The sequence below is a fragment of the Streptomyces sp. SGAir0957 genome (assembly GCF_043523415.1).
This window is the reverse complement of the sequence record NZ_CP027293.1, coordinates 2,379,599-2,403,936: the sequence shown is the minus strand read 5'-3', so window position 1 is coordinate 2,403,936 and position 24,338 is coordinate 2,379,599. Positions and strand designations below refer to the sequence as shown.

The window sequence follows — 24,338 nt, the reverse complement described above, 5'->3', positions numbered from 1 at the left end:
CCATGGCCGCCGCACCAGCGCCCCCCAGCGCGCCACCGAAGCCCACCTGGAAGCCCGGCACCAAGGTCGACCCGCCCTTCCCCTGGCTCCGCCCCACGATCCGCATACGGCTCACGCTGCTGTACGGCGGCATGTTCCTCATCGCGGGCATCCTGCTGCTCTCGATCATCTACATGCTCGCGGCGCAGGCGCTCAACGTGGGCAGCGAGCTGCCGTTCAAGATCATCAATCACAACCTCGTCAGCTCCGTCTGCACCATCCCTGCCGCCCCGACGGACAACCAGCTCAACGACGCCCTGAACGACTGCGTCAACCAGCAGCGCCAGCACGCCCTGGACGTCCTGCTGAGCCGCTCCCTGATGGCGCTGCTCGGCCTCGCGATCATCGCGTTCGCCTTCGGGTACGCGATGGCGGGCCGGGTCCTGTCCCCGCTCGGCCGCATCACGCGCACCGCGCGCCGCGTGGCCGGCTCGGACCTGACCCGCCGCATCGAGCTGGACGGCCCGGACGACGAGCTGAAGGAGCTGTCGGACACCTTCGACGAGATGCTGGACCGCCTGGAGCGGGCGTTCACCGCACAGCAGCGTTTCGTCGGCAATGCCTCGCACGAGCTGCGCACCCCGCTCGCCATCAACCGCACCCTCCTGGAGGTCCACCTCTCGGACCCGGGCGCCCCGGTCGAGCTCCAGCAACTCGGCAAGACGCTGCTCGCCACGAACGAGCGCAGCGAACAGCTCGTCGAGGGGCTGCTGCTGCTCGCCCGCAGCGACAACCAGATCGTCGAGCGCAAGCCCGTGGACCTCGCGGAGGTGGCCACCCAGGCGATCGATCAGGCCAGATCCGAGGCCGAGGAGAAAGGCGTGGAAATCCGCGGCGAGCGCAAGGAGGCGGTCGTCCAGGGCAACGGCGTCCTCCTCGAGCGCATCGCCATGAACCTCGTGCAGAACGCGATCCGGTACAACGTGGCGGAGGACGGCTGGGTCGAGGTCCACACCGACGCCCAGCACGGTCAGGCCGTCCTGCTCGTCACCAATACGGGGCCCGTGGTCCCCGCGTACGAGATCGACAACCTCTTCGAGCCGTTCCGGCGGCTGCGCACCGAGCGCACGGGCAGCGACAAGGGGGTGGGCCTCGGGCTGTCCATCGCCCGCTCGGTCGCCCGCGCCCACGGTGGCCGGATCAGCGCGGTTCCCCGCGAGGGGGGTGGCCTGGTGATGCGTGTCACGCTGCCGATCTAGCCGGGTTCGACGTGCGACGGGCGGAGGGATCTGACATGCTTCCGCCGACGCGCCGCAGGGGTTCGCTTATAGCGGAATTTTCCGGAGTTGAGTCCGGAGATGCCGTGTGTGATCGATCACAAGGCCGATATTCCCGTACTCCACGCTCCGTGATCGTAAAAGCCGCCTGAAAGCCGGAAAATCCGAGTTTTCGGGCAGCTTGATCACGGGAAGTACACGGGGTGGCGCCCGTGCGGAGCGAAATCGGACGGTGTACGGTCCGGTTCGCCACCCAAGCCGATCACTACAGAGGGGTCCGGTTGGGTGTCGATTGAGTAACAGACCTTGATGTGAGGCAAAATCTCCGCCTCAGGTCGGGCACAAGTCCGGCCTCTCATGCGTTACGTGCGCTGAGACACCGCATACACCCAGAGGGGGAGAGCGCGACATGGCAACGGATTACGACACCCCACGCAAGACCGATGACGACCTCAACGAGGACAGCATCGAAGAACTGAAGTCCCGGCGGAACGACAAGTCGGCGTCCAATGTGGACGTGGACGAGTTCGAGGCGGCCGAGGGCCTGGAGCTCCCGGGCGCCGACCTCTCGAACGAGGAGCTGGCCGTCCGTGTCCTGCCCAAGCAGCAGGACGAGTTCACCTGCATGAGCTGCTTCCTGGTGCACCACCGCAGCCAGCTCGCGCGGGAGAAGAACGGCCAGCCGATCTGCCGCGACTGCGACTGAGGTGGGGTCGGGCATGAGTGGCTCGACCCCGCCCTGGAAGCGCCGCGTCCGGATCAGGCGCTGGAACGCGGCACAAGGCCCGTCAAAGGCCGTGCGTGACGACGACGAGCGAGGCTCTTCCACCGGTGACATCGGTGCGGGCGCCTCGCTCGAAGTGGCTCACGCGCGCGAGAGGACGGGCGAGCCGGCGGCGGCCGGCGTCGTGGACCAGCACGACGCCGACGCGGCCGACGCGATGGACACGGCCGGCCTCGAGGCACGGCCGGCCCGCCGCCGGGCGAACGCCGTGAGGGACGGCGTCCGCAGGACCGGCAGCGTGGCCAGAACGGGGATGGTCAAGGGCGGCAGCGCCGCCAGGACCGGAATGGTCAAGGGCGGCACCGCCGCCAGAGCCGGGATCGGCTACCTCGCCGACCGGATCATCGACATCGCGCCGCGGGTGCCCGTACGGGACCTCGCGACGCTGCGCAAACAGTTCCCGGGGCTCGGCCCCGAAGACCTCGCCGACAAGCTGGTCTCCGGAGCGGCGGCCGCCACCTCCACGGTGGGCGCCGGAGTGGGCGCGGCCGCGATGCTGCCCGTACCGCCCGCGATGCCCGCCGAGCTGGCCGCGGAGATCACGGGCGTCGCCGCGATCGAGCTGAAGCTGATCGCCGAACTGCACGAGGTCTACGGGGTGCGGCCCAAGGGCGGCCTCATGGACCGCAGCGGCGTCTACCTCTCCTCCTGGTCGCAGGAGCGCGGCATCGACATCGCGAAACCCACGACGTTCGACCGTGCGCTCGGCGGTCAGATGAAGCGCGAGCTGCGCCAGCAGATCATGAAACGGATGCTGCGCGACCTGCCGATGCTCATGCCGTTCCTGGTCGGCGCCGCGGTCGGCGGCGCGATGAACCGCCGGGACACCAAGCGCCTTGCGGAGCGGGTGCGCAAGGACCTGCGGCGCTTCCAGGTGCCCTGGGACGCCCTGCCGGAGCTGCCGCCCCTGGCGACCCCCGAGGACGCGCTGGAGATCGACGACTGAGCGGTCTCGCGGCCCGACGGCTGAGCGGTCTCGGGACCCGACGACTGAGCGGTCTCGCGACCAGGCGACGCCTCAGGCGCCCAGAGCCTTTGCCAAAGTTTCAGGTTCGCGCGTCGACAGGTAGACGTACGGCGTCGGGTCCGTCGGATCGGTGATCTCCGCGCGGACCGCCGTGGGGACGTAACTGCGCAGCACCATGAACGCGCGCGGATCCGCCTTGTACGTACGCCAGGCGCGGGCCTCCTCCGCGTCCAGGATCTCCACCGTGCCCAGCGCCGAAAGCGGGATCTTCGCGTCGCCCGCGACCAGCGAACCGGCCACCACACGGATACGGATGGAGCCGTACTGGCTGGTGACGACCGCCGCCACGAGCAGGCCGCCGACGAAGCCGCCGAGCAGCGGGAGCGTGCCGAAGGGCAGCAGCGTCAGACCGCAGGCGACACCCACCAGAAAGGTCACCAGCCACCACGAACGGGGTGCGGTGAGGCGTTCTTCGTAAGGCGTCGTCGAGAGCTCCATGGAGCCAAGCTTGGCACGATGCATGACTGCATAGGGCGCGCGGGTAAGGTCTGCGCCTGTGAGTGGTACTTCAGCAGCTCTGACGCCCCCCGCCGACGCCATAGCGCCCGAGCGGCACCCCGACGCTCCCGCCCCGGGAGAGCTCCTCGGCGCGCACTACGGACACTGTTTCGGCTGCGGCGGCGAGCAGCCGCACGGACTCCACCTGGAGGCGCGCGCCGGTGACGGCGTGAGCGTCACCGCCGAGTTCACCGTGCGCGCCGCCCACCAGGGCGCACCCGGCCTCGCGCACGGCGGCATCCTCGCCACCGCGCTCGACGAGACGCTGGGTTCGCTGAACTGGCTGCTGCGCGTCATCGCCGTCACCGGGCGCCTGGAGACGGACTTCGTGCGCCCCGTGCCCGTGGACACCGTGCTGTTCCTGTCCGCCGAGGTCACCGCGGTCGCCGGGCGCAAGATCTACTCGACCGCCACGGGCCGGATCGGCGGCCCCGACGGGCCCGTCGCGGTCCGCGCCGAGGCCCTCTTCATCGAGGTGAAGGTCGACCACTTCATCGACAACGGCCGCCCGGAGGAGATCCAGGCGGCCATGAGCGACCCGGACCAGGTCCGGCGCGCCCGCGCCTTCGAGGTGAACCCGTGACCCAGCCGTTGGACGTGCTGATCCGGCGCGTCGATGCCGACGTACCGCTGCCCGCGTACGAGCACCCGGGCGACGCGGGCGCGGATCTGCGGACCACCGAGGCGTGCGAACTCGCCCCCGGCGAGCGCGCGATCCTGCCCACCGGGGTGTCTGTCGCGCTCCCCGAGGGGTACGCGGCCTTCGTGCACCCGCGGTCCGGCCTCGCAGCGCGCTGCGGTGTCGCTCTGGTGAATGCCCCAGGGACGGTGGATGCCGGGTACCGTGGGGAGATCAAGGTGATCGTGGTGAATCTCGACCCGCGCGAGAGCGTGCGGTTCGAGCGTTTCGACCGGATTGCCCAACTGGTCGTCCAGCAGGTCGAGAGGGTGCGCTTCCACGAGGTGGCCCAGCTTCCCGACTCCGCTCGGGCCGAGGGGGGCTTCGGGTCCACGGGCGGACATGCCTCCGTGGGCACGGACGGTCAAAAGGGTGGGAATCGATACGCTTCGGTCGTATCCGACCGGGAAGGACAGTGACGTGTTCGGACGTCGCAAGAAGAACAGCTCCGCTGAAGACGCAGTGGACGCGGCGGGCGAGGCCGAGCAGGTCGACGGTGTCGACAGTGCCGACACGGACGCCGAGGGGGAGCCGGAGCGCGTCCGGCTCGAGCCCGAGCCGCGCCCCGACGGCCCCTGGGACTCGACCGAGGTCCGCGAGCCCGGCGAGGGCCGGGTCGACCTGGGCGGGCTCTTCGTGCCCGGCGTCGAGGGCATGGAGCTGCGCGTGGAGGTCGCGGGCGACGCGATCGTGGCCGCGACCGTCGTCCTCCAGGACAGCGCCGTGCAGCTGCAGGCCTTCGCCGCCCCCAAGAAGGAGGGCATCTGGGGCGAGGTCCGCGAGGAGATCGCCTCGGGCATCACGCAGCAGGGCGGTGTGATCGACGAGGTCGAGGGCCCGCTCGGCTGGGAGCTGCGGGCCCAGGTGCCGGTGCAGCTGCCGGACGGCACGGGCGGCTTCCAGGTCGTCCGGTTCATCGGTGTGGACGGCCCGCGCTGGTTCCTGCGCGGTGTGATCTCGGGTCAGGGCGCGGTGCAGCCGCAGGCCGCCGGCCTCCTTGAGCAGATCTTCCGGGACACGGTCGTGGTCCGCGGCGAGGGCCCGATGGCCCCGCGCGACCCGATCGTCCTGAAGCTCCCGGAGGACGCCCAGATGGTCGCCGAGGGCGTCGGGCAGGACACCGGCGAGGGCTCGCGCTTCTCCGGGGGCATGGGGCAGCTGGCCCGTGGCCCGGAGATCACCGAGGTTCGCTGACTGCGTTCATCCGTACGACGGCCGGGGCCGCGCATCCCACAGGGTGCGCGGCCCCGGCCGTTCGTCGTGCGCGCCGTGCCGAGCCCTTCGGGCCCTGTGCGCCTTGCGGGCCGTGCGCGGTGCGCCCCAACTGCGTTTCTTTTCTCAGTACTTGACGGAAGTCTGGTCCGTACCTAGGGTCACCGGCCAACGCCGTGTTCATATCGGCGCCCGACGTTCACATACGAGAACGGATGGCCCCCACCATGCAGGCTCGTCCCACGCAGCACCGCAGAACGCGTCCCGCCCTGCTTGCCACGCTCGTCACCGCCGTCACCGCCCTGGTGGCCGGCGTCGTCACCGGGCCCGGCGCCGAGCGCGCCGACGCCGCGCCCGCCACGTTCGCCCACCCCGGCGTCACCGTCTCCAAGGGGCAGCTCGACTTCACCAAGGCCAAGGTCGACGCCGGGGCGCAGCCCTGGAAGAGCGCCTTCGACCAGATGATGGCGAGCAAGTACGCCGATCTGAACCGCACGCCCAAGCCGCGCGCCACCGTCGAGTGCGGCTCGTACTCCAACCCCAACTACGGCTGCACCGACGAGCGCGAGGACGCGATAGCCGCCTACACCGACGCGCTCGCCTGGTACTTCACGCGCGACGAGCGCTACGCGAAGAAGTCGATCGCGCTCATGGACGCCTGGTCCGCAACGATCAAGGACCACACCAACAGCAACGCGCCGCTGCAGACCGGCTGGGCCGGCTCCTCCTGGCCCAAGGCCGCCGAGATCATCAAGTACACGTACAGCGGCGGCTGGGCCAACGAGAGCCGCTTCCGGACCATGCTGCGCGACGTGTACCTGCCCAAGGTGATCAACGGCTCCAACTCCAACGGCAACTGGGAGCTGTCGATGATGGAGGCGGCCGTCGGCATCTCCGTCTTCCTCGAGGACAAGACGTCGTACGACAAGGCGATGGCGAAGTTCCGCACGCGGACGGCCGCGTACGTCTACCTGGAGTCGGACGGCGCGCTGCCCAAGACGGTGCCGAGCCAGAACCTGGATACCAAGGCGAAGATCGTCAACTATTGGCAAGGCCAGTCAACCTTCATGACCGGGTTGACGCAGGAGACGTGTCGCGACTTCACCCACACCGGATACGGCATCTCCGCCATCTCGCACATCGCCGAGACCAGCCGCATCCAGGGCCAGGACCTGTACGGCACCGACGTCGGCGAGCGGCTTCGGCAGGCGCTCGGCTTCCAGGCCAAGTACGAACTCGGCACCGCTGTCCCGAGCACACTGTGCAACGGCAGCGTCAACCGCGGCCTCGGCCCCGTCACCGAGGTGGGCTACAACGCGCTGCACACCCGCCTCGGCACGGCCATGACCAACACCCAGAAGCTGACCGAGCAGCAGCGGCCCGCGGGCTCCAACAACCTCTTCGTCGCCTGGGAGACCCTGACCCACGCCGAGAACCCGAGCTAGGCCGGCCTTTTCGCGAGCCCCTTCGCGACCGGCTGCGACCATTGCCCGGCCGGGCGCCGCGTGACCATACTGACGCCCGGCCGGGAACGTACGTACGGGGGAGCAAGGCGCATGAGCGAGAGCACCGAGGCGGGGACCGCCGTCCTCGACCAGGACGGCCGCGGGCCGATGGTCGTCGTGCGGGACCTGCACCGCTCCTACGGCAGCGGCGCCGCCGCGGTGCACGCCCTGCGCGGCGTCTCCTTCGAGGTGCCGCGCGGCGAACTCGTCGCCCTCAAGGGCCGCTCCGGCTCCGGCAAGACCACCCTGCTCAACCTCGTCGGCGGCCTCGACGAGCCCGACAGCGGGCGCATCGAGGTCGACGGGCGCAGCCTCGCCGACCTCGGCGAGAACGGGCTCCTGGAGCTGCGCCGGGACCGTATCGGCTTCATCTTCCAGTCCTTCGGGCTCATCCCGATCCTCACCGCCGCCGAGAACGTCGGCGTGCCCATGCGGCTGCGCAAGGCGCCGGCGCGCGAGCGCGAGGAACGCGTCGAGCTGCTCCTCGGCCTCGTCGGCCTGGCGGACCACGCCAAGCAGCGGCCCGGCGAACTCTCCGGCGGCCAGCAGCAGCGCGTCGCCATCGCCCGCGCCCTCGCCAACAAGCCGGCCCTCCTCATCGCCGACGAACCGACCGGGCAGCTCGACGCCGAGACCGGTCTCGCCGTCATGGAGCTGCTGCGCGCCGTCGTGCGCAGCGAGCACGTGACCGCGCTCGTCGCCACCCACGACGCGGCCCTGCTCGACCTCGCCGACCGCGTCCTGGAGCTGAGCGACGGCGAGATCGTCGAGCGCTGAACCCGCCGCCGTGCGGCCCGCGCGGCATCAGGGTTGTGTCAAAGACACCCGCCCACCAGGCATCCGTCCCGTTTTACCGGCGCGCTGACCGTAAGGTCGTGACGTAGCGAGCAGGAAGACGAAGAGGCCATGGGACGCGGCAAGCTCCGGATCTATCTCGGTTCCGCACCGGGCGTCGGCAAGACGTACGCGATGCTGTCCGAGGCGCACCGCCGTATCGAGCGCGGCACCGACTGCGTGGTGGCGTTCGTCGAGCACCACCGGCGGCCACGGACCGAGGTCATGCTGCACGGCCTCGAACAGGTCGCGCGCAGGGAGATCGAGTACCGCGGCTCCGTCTTCGAGGAGATGGACGTGGACGCGGTCCTCACCCGCGCCCCTGCCGTCGCCCTCGTCGACGAACTGGCGCACACCAATGTGCCGGGCTCCCGCAACGCCAAGCGCTGGCAGGACGTACGTGTACTGCTTGACGCGGGCATTGACGTCGTCTCGACAGTCAACATCCAGCACCTCGAATCACTGGGTGACGTGGTCGAGGCGATCACCGGCGTACGGCAGCGCGAGACCGTCCCCGACGAGATCGTGCGCCGCGCCGACCAGATCGAGCTGGTCGACATGTCGCCCCAGGCGCTGCGCCGCCGCATGGCCCACGGCAACATCTACAAGCCGGACAAGGTCGACGCGGCCCTCTCCAACTACTTCCGCCCCGGCAACCTCACCGCCCTGCGCGAACTCGCCCTCCTGTGGGTCGCCGACCGCGCGGACGAGTACCTGCAGCAATACCGCGGCGAACACGACATCCGCTCCACCTGGCAGGCCCGCGAACGCATCGTGGTCGGCCTGACCGGCGGCCCCGAGGGCCGGACGCTGATCAGGCGCGCGGCGCGGCTCGCCGAGAAGGGGGCCGGGGGCGAGGTCCTCGCCGTCTACATCGCCCGCAGCGACGGCCTCACCGCCGCCTCGCCCAAGGAGCTGGCCGTCCAGCGCACCCTGGTCGAGGACCTCGGCGGCACCTTCCACCACGTCATCGGCGACGACATCCCCGCCGCGCTCCTGGCGTTCGCCCGCGGCGTCAACGCCACCCAGATCGTCCTCGGCTCCTCGCGCCGCAAGGCCTGGCAGTACATGTTCGGGCCCGGCGTCGGCGCGACCGTCGCCCGCGAGTCGGGGCCCGACCTCGACGTCCACATCGTCACGCACGAGGAGGCGGCCAAGGGGCGCGGACTGCCCGTCGCGCGCGGCGCCCGGCTCGGCCGCTCCCGCATCATCGGCGGCTGGCTCATCGGCGTCGGCGGCCCCGCGCTGCTCGCGCTCGTGCTCACCCATGTCGACGCCGACCTGGGCCTCGCCAACGACATGCTGCTGTTCCTGTCGCTCACCGTGGCGGCGGCGCTGATCGGCGGGCTCCTGCCGGCCCTGGCCTCGGCGGCGTTCGGCTCGCTGCTCCTGAACTACTTCTTCACGCCGCCGCTGCACCTGTTCACGGTCGCAGACCCGAAGAACCTCGTCGCCATCGTGATCTTCTTCAGCGTCGCCGTCTCCGTCGCCTCCGTCGTCGACCTGGCCGCCCGCCGCACCCACCAGGCCGCCAGGCTGCGCGCCGAGTCCGAGATCCTCTCCTTCCTCGCGGGCAGCGTGCTGCGCGGCGACACCAGCCTGGAGGCGCTGCTCGAACGCGTACGGGAGACCTTCGCCATGGAGTCCGTGGCCCTCCTGGAGCGCGAGAGCGACACCGCGCCATGGACCTGCGCGGGCAGTGCGGGACCGCGCCCGGACGGCCGCCCCGAGGACGCCGACGTCGACGTCCCCGTGGGCGACCACATGGCGCTCGCCCTGTCCGGACGCGTCCTGCCTGCCGAGGACCGCCGGGTCCTGGCCGCGTTCGCCGCCCAGGCTGCCGTCGTCGTGGACCGGCGCAGGCTCCAGTCCGAGGCCGAGCAGGCCCGCACCCTCGCCGAGGGCAACCGCATCCGCACCGCCCTGCTCGCCGCCGTCAGCCACGACCTGCGCACCCCGCTCGCCGGGATCAAGGCCGCCGTCTCCTCTCTGCGCTCCGAGGACGTCGACTGGTCGCCCGAGGACCAGGCGGAGCTGCTGGAGGGGATCGAGGCGGGCGCCGACCGCCTGGACCACCTCGTCGGCAACCTGCTCGACATGTCCCGCCTCCAGACCGGCACCGTCACCCCGCTCATCCGCGAGGTCGACCTCGACGAGGTGGTGCCGATGGCGCTGGTCGGTGTGCCGGACCCGGAGCGCAGTGTCGACCTCGACATCCCCGAGTCGCTGCCCATGGTCAAGGTGGACAAGGGGTTGCTGGAGCGGGCCGTCGCCAACATCGTCGAGAACGCCGTCAAGTACAGTCCACCCGATCAACCCGTCCTCGTCTCCGCCAGCACCCTCGGCGAACGGCTCGAACTCCGCGTGGTCGACCGCGGACCCGGCGTCCCGGACGAGGCCAAGGAGCGCATCTTCGCCCCGTTCCAGCGCTACGGGGACGCTCCGCGCGGCGCGGGCGTGGGGCTCGGGCTCGCCGTGGCACGCGGCTTCGCCGAAGCCATGGGCGGCACGCTCGGCGCGGAGGACACTCCAGGAGGCGGCCTCACCATGGTGCTCACCTTGCGGGCCGCGGGCCGCGCATCCGAACCGCAGGACCAGACGTTGACCCCTACGGCGGCTCCGGGGGCACCGGTGACCCCGGCGGCCGCCATCGAAGGGCCGCAAGACCCGTACGGGCCGCAAGGGCAGCAGGACCCGTACGGGCCGCAAGGACAGCAGGACCCGTACGGGCCGCAAGGACAGTAAGACCCGTACGGGCCGCAAGGACAGCAAGAAACGCAGAGAGGCAGGCACGCATGACCCGGGTGCTCGTGGTCGACGACGAACCGCAGATCGTGCGCGCCCTCGTCATCAACCTGAAAGCGCGCAAGTACGAGGTGGACGCCGCGTCCGACGGCGCGGGCGCCCTCCAGCTCGCCGCCGCCCGCCACCCCGACGTGGTCGTCCTCGACCTCGGGCTGCCCGACATGGACGGCGTCGAGGTCATCAAGGGGCTGCGCGGCTGGACCCGCGTACCGATCCTGGTGCTCTCCGCACGCCACTCCTCCGACGAGAAGGTGGAGGCGCTCGACGCGGGCGCCGACGACTACGTCACCAAGCCGTTCGGCATGGACGAGCTGCTGGCCCGGCTGCGGGCCGCCGTGCGCCGCGCGGAGCCCACCGGCGGCCCCGAGGACGGCGGCATCGTCGAGACCGACGACTTCACCGTCGACATGGCCGCGAAAAAGGTCCACCGGGACGGCCGCGACGTACGCCTCACCCCCACGGAGTGGCACCTGCTCGAAGTGCTCGTGCGCAATACCGGCCGCCTTGTCAGCCAGAAGCAGCTGCTCCAGGAGGTCTGGGGGCCCTCCTACGGCACGGAGACCAATTACCTGCGCGTGTACATGGCGCAGCTGCGCCGCAAGCTGGAGACCGACCCCTCGCACCCGCGGCACTTCATCACCGAACCCGGGATGGGCTACCGGTTCGAGAAGTAGGTGCCGCCCCCGAGTGGCGGGGGCCCGGAAACCGGGTACACCAGCGAGTACGACCGTGTCAGCGGCCCCGGGTACGCTTCCTGTATGAGTGCTGTTCCTCGTTCCGACAGGGCGTCCGAGAAGCCGGCGGGCCGTTTCCGGCGCATGCTCGACCGACTGTCCACCTCGCAGGAGGATCTGGAGTCGGAGGAGCTGCGCGAGGACTCGGAGACCACGGGCTGCACACGCATCGGTGACTGCCATGACCGCCAAGTCGTCTCGGTAACTGGTACGTTGCGCACGGTGACCCTGCGACCACGCGCCGGAGTTCCGGCCCTGGAAGCGGAGTTGTTCGACGGCTCGGCCGCGCTCGACGTGGTCTGGCTCGGGCGACGCTCGATCGTGGGCATCGAACCCGGCCGCAAGCTGATCGCTTCGGGACGGATCTCGATGAGCCGGGGCCGTAGGGTGCTGTTCAACCCGAAGTACGAACTCAGACCGCTCGGACGGGAGTAGCCGGTGACGTCCCTCGACAAGCCGACCGACCGCGAACAAGAAGCCGATCGAACTGTTGACGGCTCCACCGCCTCCAAGGCGGTGACCGAAGCCGCGCTCTTCGAGGCGTTCGGCGGCGTGCGGGGCATGGTGGAGACGGTCGTCCCCGGCCTCCTCTTCGTGACCATCTTCACGATCAACAAGGACCTGCACATGTCGGCCATCGCGGCCCTCGCGGTGTCCCTGGTCCTGGTCGTGGTCCGCCTGGTCATGAAGGACACCGTCAAGCACGCCTTCAGCGGCGTCTTCGGTGTCGCGTTCGGCGTCGTCTTCGCGATGATGACCGGCAATGCCAAGGACTTCTACCTGCCCGGCATGCTCTACACGCTGGGGCTCGCGCTCGCCTACATCATCACCACGCTGTGCGGTGTTCCTCTGATCGGGCTCATTCTCGGGCCGGTGTTCAAGGAGAACCTGTCGTGGCGTACGCGCAACCCCGGGCGCAAGAAGGCGTACGCCAAGGCGAGTTGGGCCTGGGGGCTCATCCTGCTCGCCAAGTGCGCGGTGCTCTTCCCTCTGTACTGGTGGGGCGACACGACGCAGTTCGGCTGGGTCCTCATCGCGCTGAAGATTCCGCCGTTCCTGCTTGCGGTGTGGCTGACCTGGGTGTTCCTGGCGAAGGCGCCCGCGCCTATTGATGTGTTCGCCGAGATGGAGGCCGCGGAGGCTGCCGAGAAGGCGGAGAAGGCGGCCCGTGCGGAAGGCGGGGCCCCGCGGCACCGTCGTGAGGCCTGAGGCCGTCTTGCGGGTGCGGACCGTGCGTGGTTGCTCGCGCCGTTCCCCGCGCCCCTGAAATGCAAAAGGATGGCCCGGCGAGCTTTCGCTCGCCGGGCCATCCTTTTGCATTTCTTTACGCGTCCTCGCGGCGGACCGACAGCAGGTCTTCCAGCTGCTCCTCGCGCGCCTGGGCCGCCACGAACAGCAGTTCGTCGCCGGCCTCCAGGGAGTCCTCCTGGCTGGGGGCCAGGACGCGGGTGCCGCGGATGATCGTCACCAGGGACGTGTCCTGGGGCCACTGGACGTCGCCCACGCGCGTGCCCGCCAGGGCGGACTCCGGCGGGAGCGTCAGTTCGACCAGGTTCGCGTCGCCGTGGCTGAAGCGGAGCAGGCGGACCAGGTCGCCGACGCTCACCGCCTCCTCGACCAGGGCCGACATGAGGCGCGGGGTGGAGACGGCGACGTCGACGCCCCACGACTCGTTGAACAGCCACTCGTTCTTCGGGTTGTTCACGCGGGCGACGACCCGCGGAACCCCGTACTCGGTCTTCGCGAGCAGGGAGACGACGAGGTTGACCTTGTCGTCGCCGGTGGCCGCGATGACCACGTTGCAGCGCTGGAGCGCCGCCTCGTCCAGGGACGTGATCTCGCAGGCGTCGGCGAGCAGCCACTCCGCCTGCGGGACGCGCTCGACCGAGATGGCCGTCGGTGCCTTGTCGACGAGGAGGACCTCGTGGCCGTTCTCCAGGAGCTCGCCCGCGATCGAGCGGCCGACCGCTCCGGCTCCGGCAATGGCGACCCTCATCAGTGACCGCCTTCCTCGGGGCCTTCGGCGAACGCCGCCTCGACCTTCTCGACCTCGTCCGTGCGCATCATCACGTGCACGAGGTCGCCCTCCTGCAGCACCGTCTGCGACGTGGGCAGGATCGCCTCGCCGAGCCGGGTGAGAAACGCCACGCGCACGCCCGTCTCCTCCTGGAGGCGGCTGATCTTGTGCCCGACCCAGGAGTCGGAGGCGTGCACCTCGGCGAGCTGCACCCCGCCGGTCGGGTCGCGCCACAGCGGCTCCGCGCCCGACGGCAGCAGGCGGCGCAGCATCTGGTCGGCGGTCCAGCGGACCGTGGCGACCGTGGGGATGCCGAGGCGCTGGTAGACCTCGGCGCGGCGGGGGTCGTAGATCCGCGCCGCCACGTTCTCGATGCCGAACATCTCGCGGGCCACCCGGGCGGCGATGATGTTCGAGTTGTCACCGCTGGAGACGGCGGCGAAGGCGCCCGCCTCCTCGATACCGGCCTCGCGCAGGGTGTCCTGGTCGAAGCCGACCCCCGTGACGCGGCGCCCGCCGAACCCGGAGCCCAGACGGCGGAAGGCCGTCGGGTCCTGGTCGACGACGGCGACCGTGTGGCCCTGTTGCTCCAGGGTCTGGGCGAGCTGGGACCCCACTCGGCCACAGCCCATGATCACGATATGCACGGACCTACCCCGCACTCCTCATAGGCCTACTGACCTGCGTAAAAACCCTGCTCATGACTCTCTCTCGCGGCTCGGTCCGACCGGTGCGGCTCGATCTCGGGCGCGACGCCGGATTTATTCCCCGTCGCGCGCTCGGCACCACCGTAGCGGCAATGCGGGCGAAGTCCTCCTTCGCGTCGGGCGCTAGATCGTCGGGGCTTTCCGGGCCGGTGGCGTGCCCGGTACGAGGGGGCGCGGTGCCGATTCGGGGTGGTGGGTGGGCGGCCCCCCTTTCGAACGCTTACGATCCTCTGCGTGTCCAAACTGACCGACGTGCCCAAACGGATCTTGATCGGGCGCGCACTGCGCAGTGATCGGCTCGGGGAAACGCTCCTGCCGAAGCGCATCGCTCTCCCCGTCTTCGCTTCCGACCCGCTGTCCTCCGTGGCGTACGCGCCGGGCGAGGTCCTGCTGGTCCTCTCCATCGCGGGCGTGTCGGCCTATCACTTCAGCCCCTGGATCGCCGTCGCGGTCGTCGTGCTGATGTTCACGGTCGTCGCCTCCTACCGGCAGAACGTGCACGCCTACCCGAGCGGCGGCGGCGACTACGAGGTGGCCAACACCAACCTCGGCCCGAAAGCCGGGCTCACAGTCGCCAGCGCCCTGCTCGTCGACTACGTCCTCACCGTCGCCGTCTCCATCGCCTCCGGCATCGAGAACCTCGGCTCGGCGATCCCCTTCGTGGTCGAGCACAAGGTGCTGTGCGCCTGCGCCGTGATCGTCCTGCTGACGTTGATGAACCTGCGCGGCGTCAAGGAGTCCGGGAAGCTCTTCGCGATCCCGACGTACGTGTTCGTCGCCGGCGTCTTCATCATGATCGCGTGGGGTGCCTTCCGCGGCATCGTCCTCGACGACTCCATGCGGGCACCCACCGCCGACTACCACATCAAGGCCGAGCACCAGGGGCTCGCGGGCTTCGCGCTCGTCTTCCTGCTCCTGCGCGCCTTCTCGTCCGGCTGTGCTGCGCTCACCGGTGTCGAGGCGATCTCCAACGGCGTCCCCGCGTTCCGCAAGCCCAAGTCGAAGAACGCGGCGTCCACGCTCGCGCTCATGGGCGCGCTCGCGGTCACCATGTTCTGCGGCATCATCGCGCTCGCCATGGCCACCAAGGTCCGGATGGCCGAGCACCCCGCCACGGATCTGATCCACAACGGCATCGCGGTCGGCTCCGACTACGTGCAGAACCCGGTGATCAGCCAGGTTGCCGAGGCCGTCTTCGGCAAGGGCAGCTTCCTGTTCATCGTCCTTGCGGCGGCCACGGCCCTCGTCCTCTTCCTTGCCGCCAACACGGCGTACAACGGCTTCCCGCTGCTCGGCTCGATCCTCGCCCAGGACCGTTACCTGCCGCGCCAGCTGCACACCCGTGGTGACCGCCTCGCGTTCTCCAACGGCATCGTGCTGCTCGCGGGCGCGGCCATGCTGCTCGTCGTCATCTACGGCGCGGACTCGACCCGGCTGATCCAGCTCTACATCGTCGGCGTGTTCGTCTCCTTCACGCTCAGCCAGACGGGCATGGTCCGGCACTGGAACCGCCACCTGGCGACCGAGCGCGACGCCGACAAGCGCCGCCACATGATCCGCTCCCGGGCGATCAACGCGTTCGGCGCCTTCTTCACCGGCCTCGTCCTCGTCGTCGTCCTGGTCACGAAGTTCACGCACGGTGCCTGGGTCGCGCTGCTCGGCATGTGCATCTTCTACGCGACGATGACCGCGATCCGTAAGCACTACGACCGGGTCGCCGAGGAGATCGCCGCGCCGGAGACGCCGTCCGACGACAGCGTCCGCCCGTCCCGCGTGCACTCCATCGTCCTGGTGTCGAAGATCCACCGGCCGACGCTGCGCGCACTGGCCTACGCGAAGTTGATGCGTACGGACACTCTTGAGGCTTTGAGCGTCAATGTTGATCCGGCCGAGACGAAGGCATTGAGGGAGGAGTGGGAGCGTCGAGGTATTGACGTGCCGCTCAAGGTCCTTGACTCGCCCTACCGGGAGATCACCCGGCCGATCATCGAGTACGTCAAGAGCCTGCGCCGGGAGTCGCCGCGCGACGCCGTCAGCGTGATCATCCCCGAGTACGTGGTCGGCCACTGGTACGAGCACCTGCTGCACAACCAGAGCGCGCTCCGGCTCAAGGGGCGTCTCCTCTTCACACCGGGGATCATGGTGACGTCCGTCCCCTACCAGCTGGAGTCCTCCGAGGCGGCCAAGAAGCGGGCCCGCAGGCGCTCCGAGTGGAACGCGCCGGGTGCGGTGCGCCGGGGGCCGGTGGAGAAGCGGCCCAAGGAGCCGAGCGGCAAGTAGCGGCGCCCTGACCGGGGCCCTGGACTCATGGTGAAGGGCCGGGTGACAGCCACGTAGACTGGACGGCTGTTGTCCGGCCGCTTCCATGTGGTCACGTTCCCCCCTTACGTACTGGAGCCCCCGCCATGCAGGCAGAAGAGAAGACGTCACTGGTGGGGGAGGAGTACGAGGTCGAGATCGGGCCCGTCGCGCACGGCGGGCACTGCATCGCGCGTACGGCCGAGGGCCAGGTCCTCTTCGTCCGGCACACGCTGCCCGGCGAGCGGGTCGTCGCCCGGGTGACCTCCGGCGACGAGGGCGACCGGTTCCTGCGCGCCGACGCCGTACAGGTGCTCGACGCGTCCAAGGACCGCATCGAGGCGCCGTGCCCGTACGCGGGCCCCGGCCGCTGCGGCGGCTGTGACTGGCAGCACGCGAAGCCGGGCGCGCAGCGCCGCCTGAAGGGCGAGGTCGTCGCCGAGCAGCTGCAGCGGCTCGCGGGGCTGACCCCCGAGGAGGCCGGCTGGGACGGCACGGTGATGCCGGCCGAGGGCGACAAGGTTCCGGCGGGCCAGGTGCCGCAGTGGCGCACGCGCGTCCAGTACGCGGTGACGGAGGACGGCCACGCCGGTCTGCGCCGCCACCGTTCGCACGAGGTCGAGCCCATCGAGCACTGCATGATCGCGGCCGAGGGCGTCTCCGAGCTGGGCATCGAGCAGCGGAACTGGACCGGCATGGAGTCCGTCGACGCCATCGCCGCCACCGGCTCCCAGGACCGCATGGTCATCCTGGAGCCGAAGCCCGGCGCCCGGCTGCCCCTCGTCGAGCTCGACAAGCCCGTCTCCGTGATGCGCGTCGGCGAGAAGGACGGCGGGGTGCACCGCGTGCACGGCCGCGCCTTCGTGCGCGAGCGCGCGGACGACCGTACGTACCGGGTCGGGAGCGGCGGCTTCTGGCAGGTGCACCCGCAGGCGGCGAACACGCTGATGCGTGCGGTGATGCAGGGCCTGCTACCCCGCAAGGGCGACACGGCGCTCGACCTGTACTGCGGCGTCGGCCTCTTCGCGGGCGCCCTCGCGGACCGCGTCGGCGAGAAGGGCGCGGTGCTCGGCATCGAGTCCGGCAAGCGCGCGGTCGAGGACGCCCGCCACAACCTGGCCTCCTTCGACCGGGTCCGCATCGAGCAGGGCAAGGTCGACGTGGCCCTGCCCCGCACCGGCATCACCGAGGCCGACCTCATCGTCCTCGACCCGCCGCGCGCGGGCGCCGGAAAGAAGACGGTCGCCCACCTCACAACGCTCGGCGCCCGCCGCATCGCCTATGTGGCCTGCGACCCGGCCGCGCTGGCCCGGGACCTCGGGTACTTCCGGGAGGGCGGGTACAAGGTGCGGACGCTGCGGGTTTTCGATCTGTTCCCGATGACGCATCACGTGGAGTGCGTGGCGATTCTGGAGCCGGTCGGGAAGTAGCCGCTGTCGCGGGGGCCGTTATCTGGGGTGTCTGCTGCGGGCGTTCGCCACGGCGAGGAGGGCGCTCAGTAGTTCGTGCGACGTGAGAACGCGGATGTGGTCGGGGGTGGCGTCCCATTCACGGCCACCGGCGAGCGGGCGGAGCTGGATGTACGGCCCCTCGTGGCCCATGACGCGGCCGACGCGGTCGCGGGCGGTGTCGTGGACGACCTTGCCGGTGGTGACGACGACGGGGCAGCGGCCGGGGCGTCGTCGGCTGCGTCCGTCACCCCGCGGTTCCCTTGGTGATCACGTCCGCGAGCAGCAGGGCGACGGAGGCCGAGCACACGCCCAAGTGGACGAGCGCGTACCGGGCTTCGTCCTTGCGGTCGTCCGCCCAAGGAGTGCGGATGTCCATCGCGGGGAGCTGGATACCCGCCCTGGAGAGCGCGGTGGCGAGGGCGTCGCGGGCTGCGACGGCTTCCGCGATCTTGGGTTCGGTGGTGACGCTGCGCGGCGTGGGGGTCATGTGGTCCTCGTCCTTGGGGTTGCGTGTGCGGGTTCCGCTGACTTCATCACCTGGCTGTCCTGCGTGAATTACGCTGCGTAGCCTGGCCGTCACCAGGGTGTCGCCGGGGGCCAGCGACCGCGTTGTGGAGGGGGCGATGGTGCCCCCGTCCGATCACGTGGTTCCACGCGTTCCACATCGTTCATGCGCACGTCCCGGAGGGAGCGGTATGTCGCAACGGCGCGTCATCACCGGCCGCAGTCAGGAGCCACGTCAGCGGTTCGCGGAGGAGTTGCGGCGGTTGCGGGCCGCTAGCGGGACAAGTCTGCGGGCCCTCGGTGAACGGCTGGGCTGGGACTACTCGCTCTTCGGCAAGATGGAGAAGGGCGAGACGATCGGCAGCCCGGAGGTCGTCCAAGCGCTGGACACGCACTACGGGACGCCGGGGCTGTTGCTCGCACTGTGGGAGCTTGCCGCCGGGGACCATACGCAGTTCCGTGAGCGGTACCGGCGATACATGGCGCTGGAGGCGGAGGCGGGGAGCCTGTGGCACTTCGCGGTGAGCGTGCTGCCGGGCCTTTTGCAGACGCCCGGGTATGCGCGGGAGGTTCTCGCGGCCGGCGGGCTCAAGGGGCGGGAGCTTGAGCAGCAGGTCGAGGCTCGGATGGGGCGGCGAGAGTTGTTGGCGGGGGAGGACGCGCCCCCGTTCCGCTCGATTCTGTCGGAAGCGGTCCTGCGGATGCCGTTGCGCGATGTGGGGGCTTGGCGGGGGCAGTTGGAGTATCTGGCGGAAGTGGTCGAGCGGCCGAACGTGAAGATGCAGGTGCTTCCGTTGAACGCGGGGCCGCACGGCTTGATGAACGCCACCGTGATGTTTCTGCGGCTGGCGAGCGGACGTACGGTGGCGTACACGGAGAACGGCTACCGGGGCGATCTCATCGAGGAGAACGCTCCGGTCGAGCGATTGCAACGTGCGTACGATGAGATGCGTGACCTGGCGTTGTCTCCGGCCGAGTCGCGCAAGTTCGTCTTGGCCACGTTGGAGGAAGTGCTGTGCGACCCGTCGACTTGAGTGCCGCAGCTTGGCGTAAGAGCAGCTACAGCAATCAGGACGGGGGCGAGTGCGTCGAAATCTCCGACGATTTCGCTGCCGCCGTTCCGGTGCGGGACAGCAAGGTTCCGCATGGCTCGGTCCTCGTGTTCCCGGCTACCGGCTGGTCCCTTTTCGTGTCGGCGCTCAAACGCGGGCGCTTGGGCGACTGATCAGGCCGCCGTCATCGTTGATCGGCGCGCGGGCGCGCGTGTACGGTGCCGTCCAGTAACGGGTGGGGCAGGTCGGTGATCGTGCGCGTACGGCGTGCTGCCCGGCCGGTCATATACGGGGGCATACATGACGTTCGAGCAGGAATGGGCCGGACTGCGGGCGGCGGCGGCCGAGCGTAGTGCCATGCGGCTCAACGGGATTCCGGCCGACGGCGGCGGCGGAGGTGGCGGCGGGGGTGATCTCGTCGTTCACCGGGACGACCTCGGTGCCATCGGCAGCGACGCCTATGAGTTGCTGGGGCGGGTGCGGAAGGACGGTGACATCGCCCGTGTCTCCACGTCCGACGCGGCAACAGCGCTGACCAACGGGAACTTCGCGAGCGGCGCGGCCGTGCAGAAGGTGCACGACTTCTGGCAGACGCATCTGAAGACGTTGACGGAGTCCTGCGCGCAGATCTCGAACCACCTCGACTACAGCAAGGCCCAGCACGCCAAGGACGAGGCGAAGGTCGAGGGCGATCTCACGCGGATATCCGCCCTCTCGGAATACATGAAGTAAGGCTCGGGGGAGCGCGACACCATGCTGAAGTACGAGGACATCATCGACGCCCCGGTGGGCAAGCTGAAGGCCGCCGCCGACGACTGGTCCGAGATGGCGGGGAAGCTGGACAAGCTCGCCACCGAGGCCGGTGACGGAATGAAGGCCAAGGCGGACAAAGCGGCCTGGGAAGGCGTCAACGCCGGGGTCACCAAGGCGTTCATCGGAAAGACCGTCAAGGAGTTCGCGGACGCCGCCGCCGAGGCCAAGGGCGTGAAGCTGATCCTGGAGGACGGTTACTCGGCCATCAAGAAGGCCAAGGACGACCTCGAGAGCATCCGGGACCACGAGGGGCCCGACGCCGGAATCTCCGTGGACGGCAAGGGCAAGGTCACCGCGCGGCACCCGCTGTCCGAGCAGCCCGGGGCGCGGCACGACCCCGACTACAGCGACCTCCTTCAGCAGGAGCGGAAGAACATCGAGTCGTGGCAGAAGCGGATCGACCAGATCGTCGACGACTGCAACGACACCGACGTCGCCCTCAAGAACAGCCTTGAGGCCAACGTCACCGACCGCAAGGACTTCAGCGCTCCCACATACACGAAGCTGGACCAGGAGGAGGCCGCCCGCGCCGCCGCCCTCGCGTCCAAGGGCCGGGACATCACCCACGCCGAACTTCAGCAGCTCAATGAGTTGTTGGCGGACAACAGCAAGTCGGCGGAGTTCTCCAAGGGGTTCTACGAGAAGCTCGGGCCCGAGAAGTCCCTCGCCTTCTTCGGCCAGCTCTCCACGGACACGTACGAATACGGCAAGGTCGACGCCGAGCGGCTCAAGGACGTTCAGGAACTTCAGCGGAACCTCGGGCTCAACCTGGCCACCGCCTCCCACGACAAGGAATTCAGCGACAAGTGGGGGCCTGAGCTTCGTAAACTGGGTACGGAGCGCATTCCGCTCGCCAAGAACGACTACGGCGGGCCGTTCGGGTACCAGCTGCTCGGCGGGATCATGCGGTACGGGAACTATGACGCGAAGTTCCTCAATCCGATCGCGGAGCATGTGGCGCAGCTGCATGCGAAGGACCCGTACATGTTCGCCGACAACAAGGTGGTGAACAGTCCGTTCAAGGATCCGTTCAACCCTTCCGGGAAGAATGGTGCCGGGTACGACCCGACCACCGCCATGCTCGAAGCGCTCGGCAACAGTCCGGAAGCGGCGAAGAAGTTTTTCACCGACCCGCCGACCGCTTACAACGAGGACGGCACGGTCAACAACGGGGCCACGGCCAACCTCGGGAAGGGCAAGGACGGCCAGGCCTTCGACAACTACCTCGACTTCTTCACCAACGAGGACTGGGAGTCCTTCGGCGACGTCAACTCGCTCGACGAGAAGGAGCTCAAGGGGTCGCTCGACCACATGCCCGACGCCCTCGGACACGCCCTGGAGGCCGCGACCCTCGGCTACCCGGCCGGGCATCCGGACGCCGGTGTGGCGCGGGACGACGACAACGCCGCGATCATGCAGAAGGTCATCGAGAAGTACGGGGCCGATCCGGGGCTGCTCAAGGAGCATCACGAGGCGATGGCCGACAGCCTGGGCACCATGGGCGCCGGTTACATCGACGACATCAACTGGGCGCTGGACAAGAACGATCCGCAGAGTGTGTTCGCGCCGAAGAACGGCGAAGGGCATCTCGACTTCTCGGACACCACGGACGGGAACGGGCGGAGCGCCATCCGCGGCTTTCTCAGCACCATGGGCCAGCACCCGGACGCCTACGCGACGCTCTCGACCGCGGAGCAGGTCTACACCCGCAGCGCGCTGGAGCAGACCGTGGGCGCCGACGGACAGCCGAACGAGGGTGCCGCCAGGGCGACCGTGCGCGTGGGCGGCGAGGTGCAGGGCATGCTCGACCAGTCCCGCGCCGACCAGGTCGAGGCGACGAACCTCAAGACCCACGAGGACTACGAGAAGGCGGTCGCCAAGCGGGCGGGCTGGGTCGAGTTCGGCGCCACCGCGGGCATCGCGGCGGGCGTCGCCTTCCTGCCCGCGACCGCGGCCGTGGGCACGGCGGCGGTACTCATCCCGCTGGCGACCGACACCGCCAGCGGCGCCGCCGAACAGCTCATCGGCCAGATGGTCGGCGACGGTGCCGACAATTCGGTGGACGAGCACAAGGAGAAGGTGGAGGAGCTGACCAGAGAAGAGAAGACCAAGATCTACTCCTCTGGCGAGAGCATGGCCGAGGCCCCGATGGAGGCCTTCCTGCTGAACAACGGCATCGACCCGAACAGCAAGTTCGGCCAGGACCTGAAGGAGTCCATGCTGCTTGGCTACGGGGTCGGCAACGACCGGGAGAACCAGCAGGGCAACGACCCGGAGACCGGCTGAGACCGGTGGTCGGCCGAGGACACATAAGGATGCGGACATTGATCGGTCGTGGGTCGGTACGCGGGGGACTGCTCCTCCCCATGGCCACGTGCGGCGCCCTGTTCCTCGGGGCCACCGGGTGCGGAGGGGACGGGGCGGACGACGGGCTTCCCGACGACTACAAGGTGGTCTCGGCGACGAAACTCTGCGGCGGCCATGCCGTGTCCGCCGAGGCGGCCAAGGCGCTGAAGGTGATCACGGGGGCGTCGCGGTTCGAGGCGTCGGGTGAGAAGAACAACGTTCAGGCGGCCGCGGTGAATCTTGCCGAGGCGGCCCCGCTCGCTTCCCGCACCGAGGACGTCTGCCGCATCTTCACGCCCCTCAAGACACCGCATTTCGAGCTCGGGATCACCTGGGAGTTGGCGGACGACGCCCCGTCGGGCCCCTCGGCCCCCGAGTTCACCGTGCTGAAGATGGGGGAGCGGGCCGTGACGGCGCCGAACAAGTCCTACGTCTTCTTCGCGTGCAACAGCGACAAGCTGCCCGGCCCGTCGAACGCGGCCCACGTCGTCATCGGTGTACGGCCCGGCGGCAAGCCCACGGAACCCGAAGGCGACGACGGCGAGCTCAAGGCCCTCAAAGACGCCTACGCCACCGTCGCCCACTCCTTCTCCCTCGCCATGGCCAAGGAACTGGGCTGTGCGAAGAACGGCGGGTTGCCCGCTCGGGCCGTCCTTAATCCCGTTTGAGCCTCACCCTCCGTCACTCACTCCAATGCACCGCGTCGCCGGGCCCCCGGCAGTCGCCTGGCTGACGCTGGGCGAGCGACACGCCGTCGCCGTGTACCGGAGGAGACCAGCATGATCGCGGAACGGATACCGAGCTGGGGGCATGACTGGGGGCACGCCGTCGTCACCGGCGGCGGGGGGTTCGTGGGGTCGCACCTGTGCACCGCGTTGCTGGCCGGGGGAACCGCGGTGACCTGCGTGGACGACTTCAGTACGGGGCGCCCCGAGAATGTGGAGCCGCTGCTCGACCAGCCCGGGTTCACGCTCGTACGGGCGAACGTGGCCGAGGGGATCGGTGTCGAGCGGCCCCCCGACCTGGTGCTGCACTTCGCCTCGCCGGCGTCCCCCGCCGACTATCTCCGGCTGCCCCTGCACACCCTGGAGACCGGCAGCCTGGGCACGCGTAACGCCCTGCGGCTCGCGCACCGCAGCGGTGCCCGGTTCCTGCTGGCCTCGACGTCCGAGGTGTACGGCGACCCGGAGCAGAACCCGCAGGACGAGCGGTACTGGGGGCATGTGAACCCGGTCGGGCCCCGGAGCGTCTACGACGAGGCCAAGCGGTTCGGCGAGGCGTTCACCACCGCCCACGCCGAGGCCGAGGGCACCGACACCGGCATCGTCCGGCTGTTCAACACCTACGGTCCGCGGATGCGCGGCCACGACGGGCGCGCCGTGCCCACCTTCATCCGGCAGGCGCTCGCGGGCGAGCCGCTGACCGTCACGGGTGACGGGCGCCAGACGCGTTCGCTGTGCTACGTCGACGACACCGTGTCCGGCATCCTCGCGGCGGCCGCCCACGGTATGCGCGGCCCCGTCAACATCGGCAACCCCGGCGAGCTGACCATGCTCGAACTGGCGCGTCTCATCATTGAGTTGACCGGTTCGTCCTCGGACATCCGGTTCATCGACCGGCCCACCGACGACCCCGCCGTCCGCTGCCCCGACATCACCCTCGCCGGTGACAAGCTCGGCTGGCAGCCGCAGGTCGGCGCCGAGGAAGGGCTGCGGCGCACCATCGACTGGTTCCGCGCCACCGAGAGCCGTACGAAGAACTCCGGCCGCTGACTCCAGAGCCCCACCCGCCGACCTCTGTCGCAGCGGCGATGACG

The 24,338-nt window shown here is 69.6% G+C and carries 24 protein-coding genes and 1 pseudogene; 20 read left to right on the top strand and 5 right to left on the bottom strand.

From position 1 onward, the window contains the following. Positions 1-2 precede the first annotated feature (2 nt). The 3 genes from C1N81_RS15695 (at position 3) to C1N81_RS15685 (ending at position 2,986) form a co-directional block, all read left to right on the top strand. Positions 3-1,238: a sensor histidine kinase gene (locus tag C1N81_RS15695; protein WP_394429543.1), complete on the top strand. Its 1,236-nt coding sequence runs from the start codon at positions 3-5 to the stop codon at positions 1,236-1,238. A 427-nt stretch (positions 1,239-1,665) separates the two neighbouring features. Further along, positions 1,666-1,962, top strand: coding sequence for a DUF4193 domain-containing protein (locus C1N81_RS15690; protein WP_018535993.1), 297 nt, complete (start codon positions 1,666-1,668; stop codon positions 1,960-1,962). 13 nt (positions 1,963-1,975) lie between these two features. Continuing rightward, complete coding sequence (locus C1N81_RS15685; protein ID WP_394429540.1) at positions 1,976-2,986, top strand: hypothetical protein; 1,011 nt, start codon at positions 1,976-1,978, stop codon at positions 2,984-2,986. Positions 2,987-3,058: 72 nt separating this feature from the next. Here the strand turns inward: C1N81_RS15685 and C1N81_RS15680 are convergent, their stop codons facing one another. Continuing rightward, complete coding sequence (locus tag C1N81_RS15680) at positions 3,059-3,505, bottom strand: DUF3093 domain-containing protein (protein ID WP_394429538.1); 447 nt, start codon at positions 3,503-3,505, stop codon at positions 3,059-3,061. A 58-nt stretch (positions 3,506-3,563) separates the two neighbouring features. Between C1N81_RS15680 and C1N81_RS15675 the strand changes: the two genes are divergently transcribed. The 9 genes from C1N81_RS15675 to C1N81_RS15635 all read left to right on the top strand — a co-directional run bounded on the left by C1N81_RS15675 (position 3,564) and on the right by C1N81_RS15635 (position 12,543). Beyond that, positions 3,564-4,148: a PaaI family thioesterase gene (locus C1N81_RS15675; RefSeq protein ID WP_394429536.1), complete on the top strand. Its 585-nt coding sequence runs from the start codon at positions 3,564-3,566 to the stop codon at positions 4,146-4,148. After that, entirely contained in the window at positions 4,145-4,663 is a 519-nt protein-coding gene (gene dut, locus C1N81_RS15670; protein ID WP_394429534.1) for a dUTP diphosphatase, read from the top strand. The genes C1N81_RS15675 and dut overlap by 4 nt, the downstream gene beginning before the upstream one ends. A gap of 1 nt (position 4,664) precedes the next feature. After that, positions 4,665-5,438: a DUF3710 domain-containing protein gene (locus C1N81_RS15665; protein ID WP_394429532.1), complete on the top strand. Its 774-nt coding sequence runs from the start codon at positions 4,665-4,667 to the stop codon at positions 5,436-5,438. A 245-nt stretch (positions 5,439-5,683) separates the two neighbouring features. Further along, complete coding sequence (locus C1N81_RS15660; protein ID WP_394429530.1) at positions 5,684-6,901, top strand: alginate lyase family protein; 1,218 nt, start codon at positions 5,684-5,686, stop codon at positions 6,899-6,901. A 111-nt stretch (positions 6,902-7,012) separates the two neighbouring features. Continuing rightward, positions 7,013-7,738, top strand: coding sequence for an ABC transporter ATP-binding protein (locus C1N81_RS15655; protein WP_394429528.1), 726 nt, complete (start codon positions 7,013-7,015; stop codon positions 7,736-7,738). A gap of 129 nt (positions 7,739-7,867) precedes the next feature. Beyond that, positions 7,868-10,540, top strand: a complete 2,673-nt coding sequence (locus C1N81_RS15650; RefSeq protein WP_394429526.1) for an ATP-binding protein — start codon at positions 7,868-7,870, stop codon at positions 10,538-10,540. 50 nt (positions 10,541-10,590) lie between these two features. Then, positions 10,591-11,274, top strand: coding sequence for a response regulator (locus C1N81_RS15645; protein WP_394429524.1), 684 nt, complete (start codon positions 10,591-10,593; stop codon positions 11,272-11,274). Positions 11,275-11,358: 84 nt separating this feature from the next. Next, positions 11,359-11,769, top strand: coding sequence for an OB-fold nucleic acid binding domain-containing protein (locus C1N81_RS15640; RefSeq protein WP_361076334.1), 411 nt, complete (start codon positions 11,359-11,361; stop codon positions 11,767-11,769). A 3-nt stretch (positions 11,770-11,772) separates the two neighbouring features. Further along, complete coding sequence (locus C1N81_RS15635; RefSeq protein ID WP_394429521.1) at positions 11,773-12,543, top strand: DUF3159 domain-containing protein; 771 nt, start codon at positions 11,773-11,775, stop codon at positions 12,541-12,543. Between the two features lie 115 nt (positions 12,544-12,658). Here the strand turns inward: C1N81_RS15635 and C1N81_RS15630 are convergent, their stop codons facing one another. Beyond that, positions 12,659-13,330 (bottom strand): potassium channel family protein, encoded by a 672-nt coding sequence (locus tag C1N81_RS15630; RefSeq protein ID WP_164558793.1) that lies wholly within the window; start codon positions 13,328-13,330, stop codon positions 12,659-12,661. Beyond that, positions 13,330-13,998, bottom strand: a complete 669-nt coding sequence (locus C1N81_RS15625; RefSeq protein WP_394429519.1) for a potassium channel family protein — start codon at positions 13,996-13,998, stop codon at positions 13,330-13,332. Before C1N81_RS15625 ends, C1N81_RS15630 begins: the two co-directional genes overlap by 1 nt. 294 nt (positions 13,999-14,292) lie before the next feature. On the opposite strand from C1N81_RS15625, the gene C1N81_RS15620 reads away from it, so the two are divergent. Both C1N81_RS15620 and C1N81_RS15615 read left to right on the top strand, forming a co-directional pair. Further along, positions 14,293-16,338, top strand: a complete 2,046-nt coding sequence (locus tag C1N81_RS15620; protein WP_394429518.1) for an APC family permease — start codon at positions 14,293-14,295, stop codon at positions 16,336-16,338. Between the two features lie 125 nt (positions 16,339-16,463). Then, complete coding sequence (locus tag C1N81_RS15615) at positions 16,464-17,786, top strand: class I SAM-dependent RNA methyltransferase (RefSeq protein WP_394429516.1); 1,323 nt, start codon at positions 16,464-16,466, stop codon at positions 17,784-17,786. Between the two features lie 18 nt (positions 17,787-17,804). Here the strand turns inward: C1N81_RS15615 and C1N81_RS15610 are convergent. Both C1N81_RS15610 and C1N81_RS15605 read right to left on the bottom strand, forming a co-directional pair. Next, positions 17,805-18,002 (bottom strand): annotated as a pseudogene (locus tag C1N81_RS15610) (hypothetical protein); the annotation flags it as partial. Between the two features lie 49 nt (positions 18,003-18,051). Continuing rightward, positions 18,052-18,294 carry a hypothetical protein gene (locus tag C1N81_RS15605; RefSeq protein WP_394429514.1) on the bottom strand — a complete coding sequence of 81 codons (243 nt, stop codon included), beginning with the start codon at positions 18,292-18,294 and terminating at the stop codon, positions 18,052-18,054. A 208-nt stretch (positions 18,295-18,502) separates the two neighbouring features. On the opposite strand from C1N81_RS15605, the gene C1N81_RS15600 reads away from it, so the two are divergent. The 6 genes from C1N81_RS15600 (at position 18,503) to C1N81_RS15575 (ending at position 24,294) form a co-directional block, all read left to right on the top strand. Beyond that, on the top strand, positions 18,503-19,345 hold the full coding sequence (locus C1N81_RS15600) for a helix-turn-helix domain-containing protein (protein ID WP_394429512.1): 843 nt from the start codon (positions 18,503-18,505) through the stop codon (positions 19,343-19,345). Then, positions 19,327-19,536, top strand: a complete 210-nt coding sequence (locus tag C1N81_RS15595; RefSeq protein WP_394429510.1) for a DUF397 domain-containing protein — start codon at positions 19,327-19,329, stop codon at positions 19,534-19,536. The genes C1N81_RS15600 and C1N81_RS15595 overlap by 19 nt, the downstream gene beginning before the upstream one ends. Before the next feature lie 127 nt (positions 19,537-19,663). After that, on the top strand, positions 19,664-20,095 hold the full coding sequence (locus tag C1N81_RS15590; protein WP_394429508.1) for a hypothetical protein: 432 nt from the start codon (positions 19,664-19,666) through the stop codon (positions 20,093-20,095). Between the two features lie 21 nt (positions 20,096-20,116). Then, complete coding sequence (locus C1N81_RS15585; protein WP_394429506.1) at positions 20,117-22,462, top strand: hypothetical protein; 2,346 nt, start codon at positions 20,117-20,119, stop codon at positions 22,460-22,462. An 80-nt stretch (positions 22,463-22,542) separates the two neighbouring features. Continuing rightward, positions 22,543-23,190 (top strand): hypothetical protein, encoded by a 648-nt coding sequence (locus C1N81_RS15580; protein WP_394429504.1) that lies wholly within the window; start codon positions 22,543-22,545, stop codon positions 23,188-23,190. A gap of 111 nt (positions 23,191-23,301) precedes the next feature. After that, on the top strand, positions 23,302-24,294 hold the full coding sequence (locus C1N81_RS15575; protein ID WP_394429503.1) for an NAD-dependent epimerase/dehydratase family protein: 993 nt from the start codon (positions 23,302-23,304) through the stop codon (positions 24,292-24,294). The last annotated feature ends 44 nt before the right edge of the window (positions 24,295-24,338 follow it).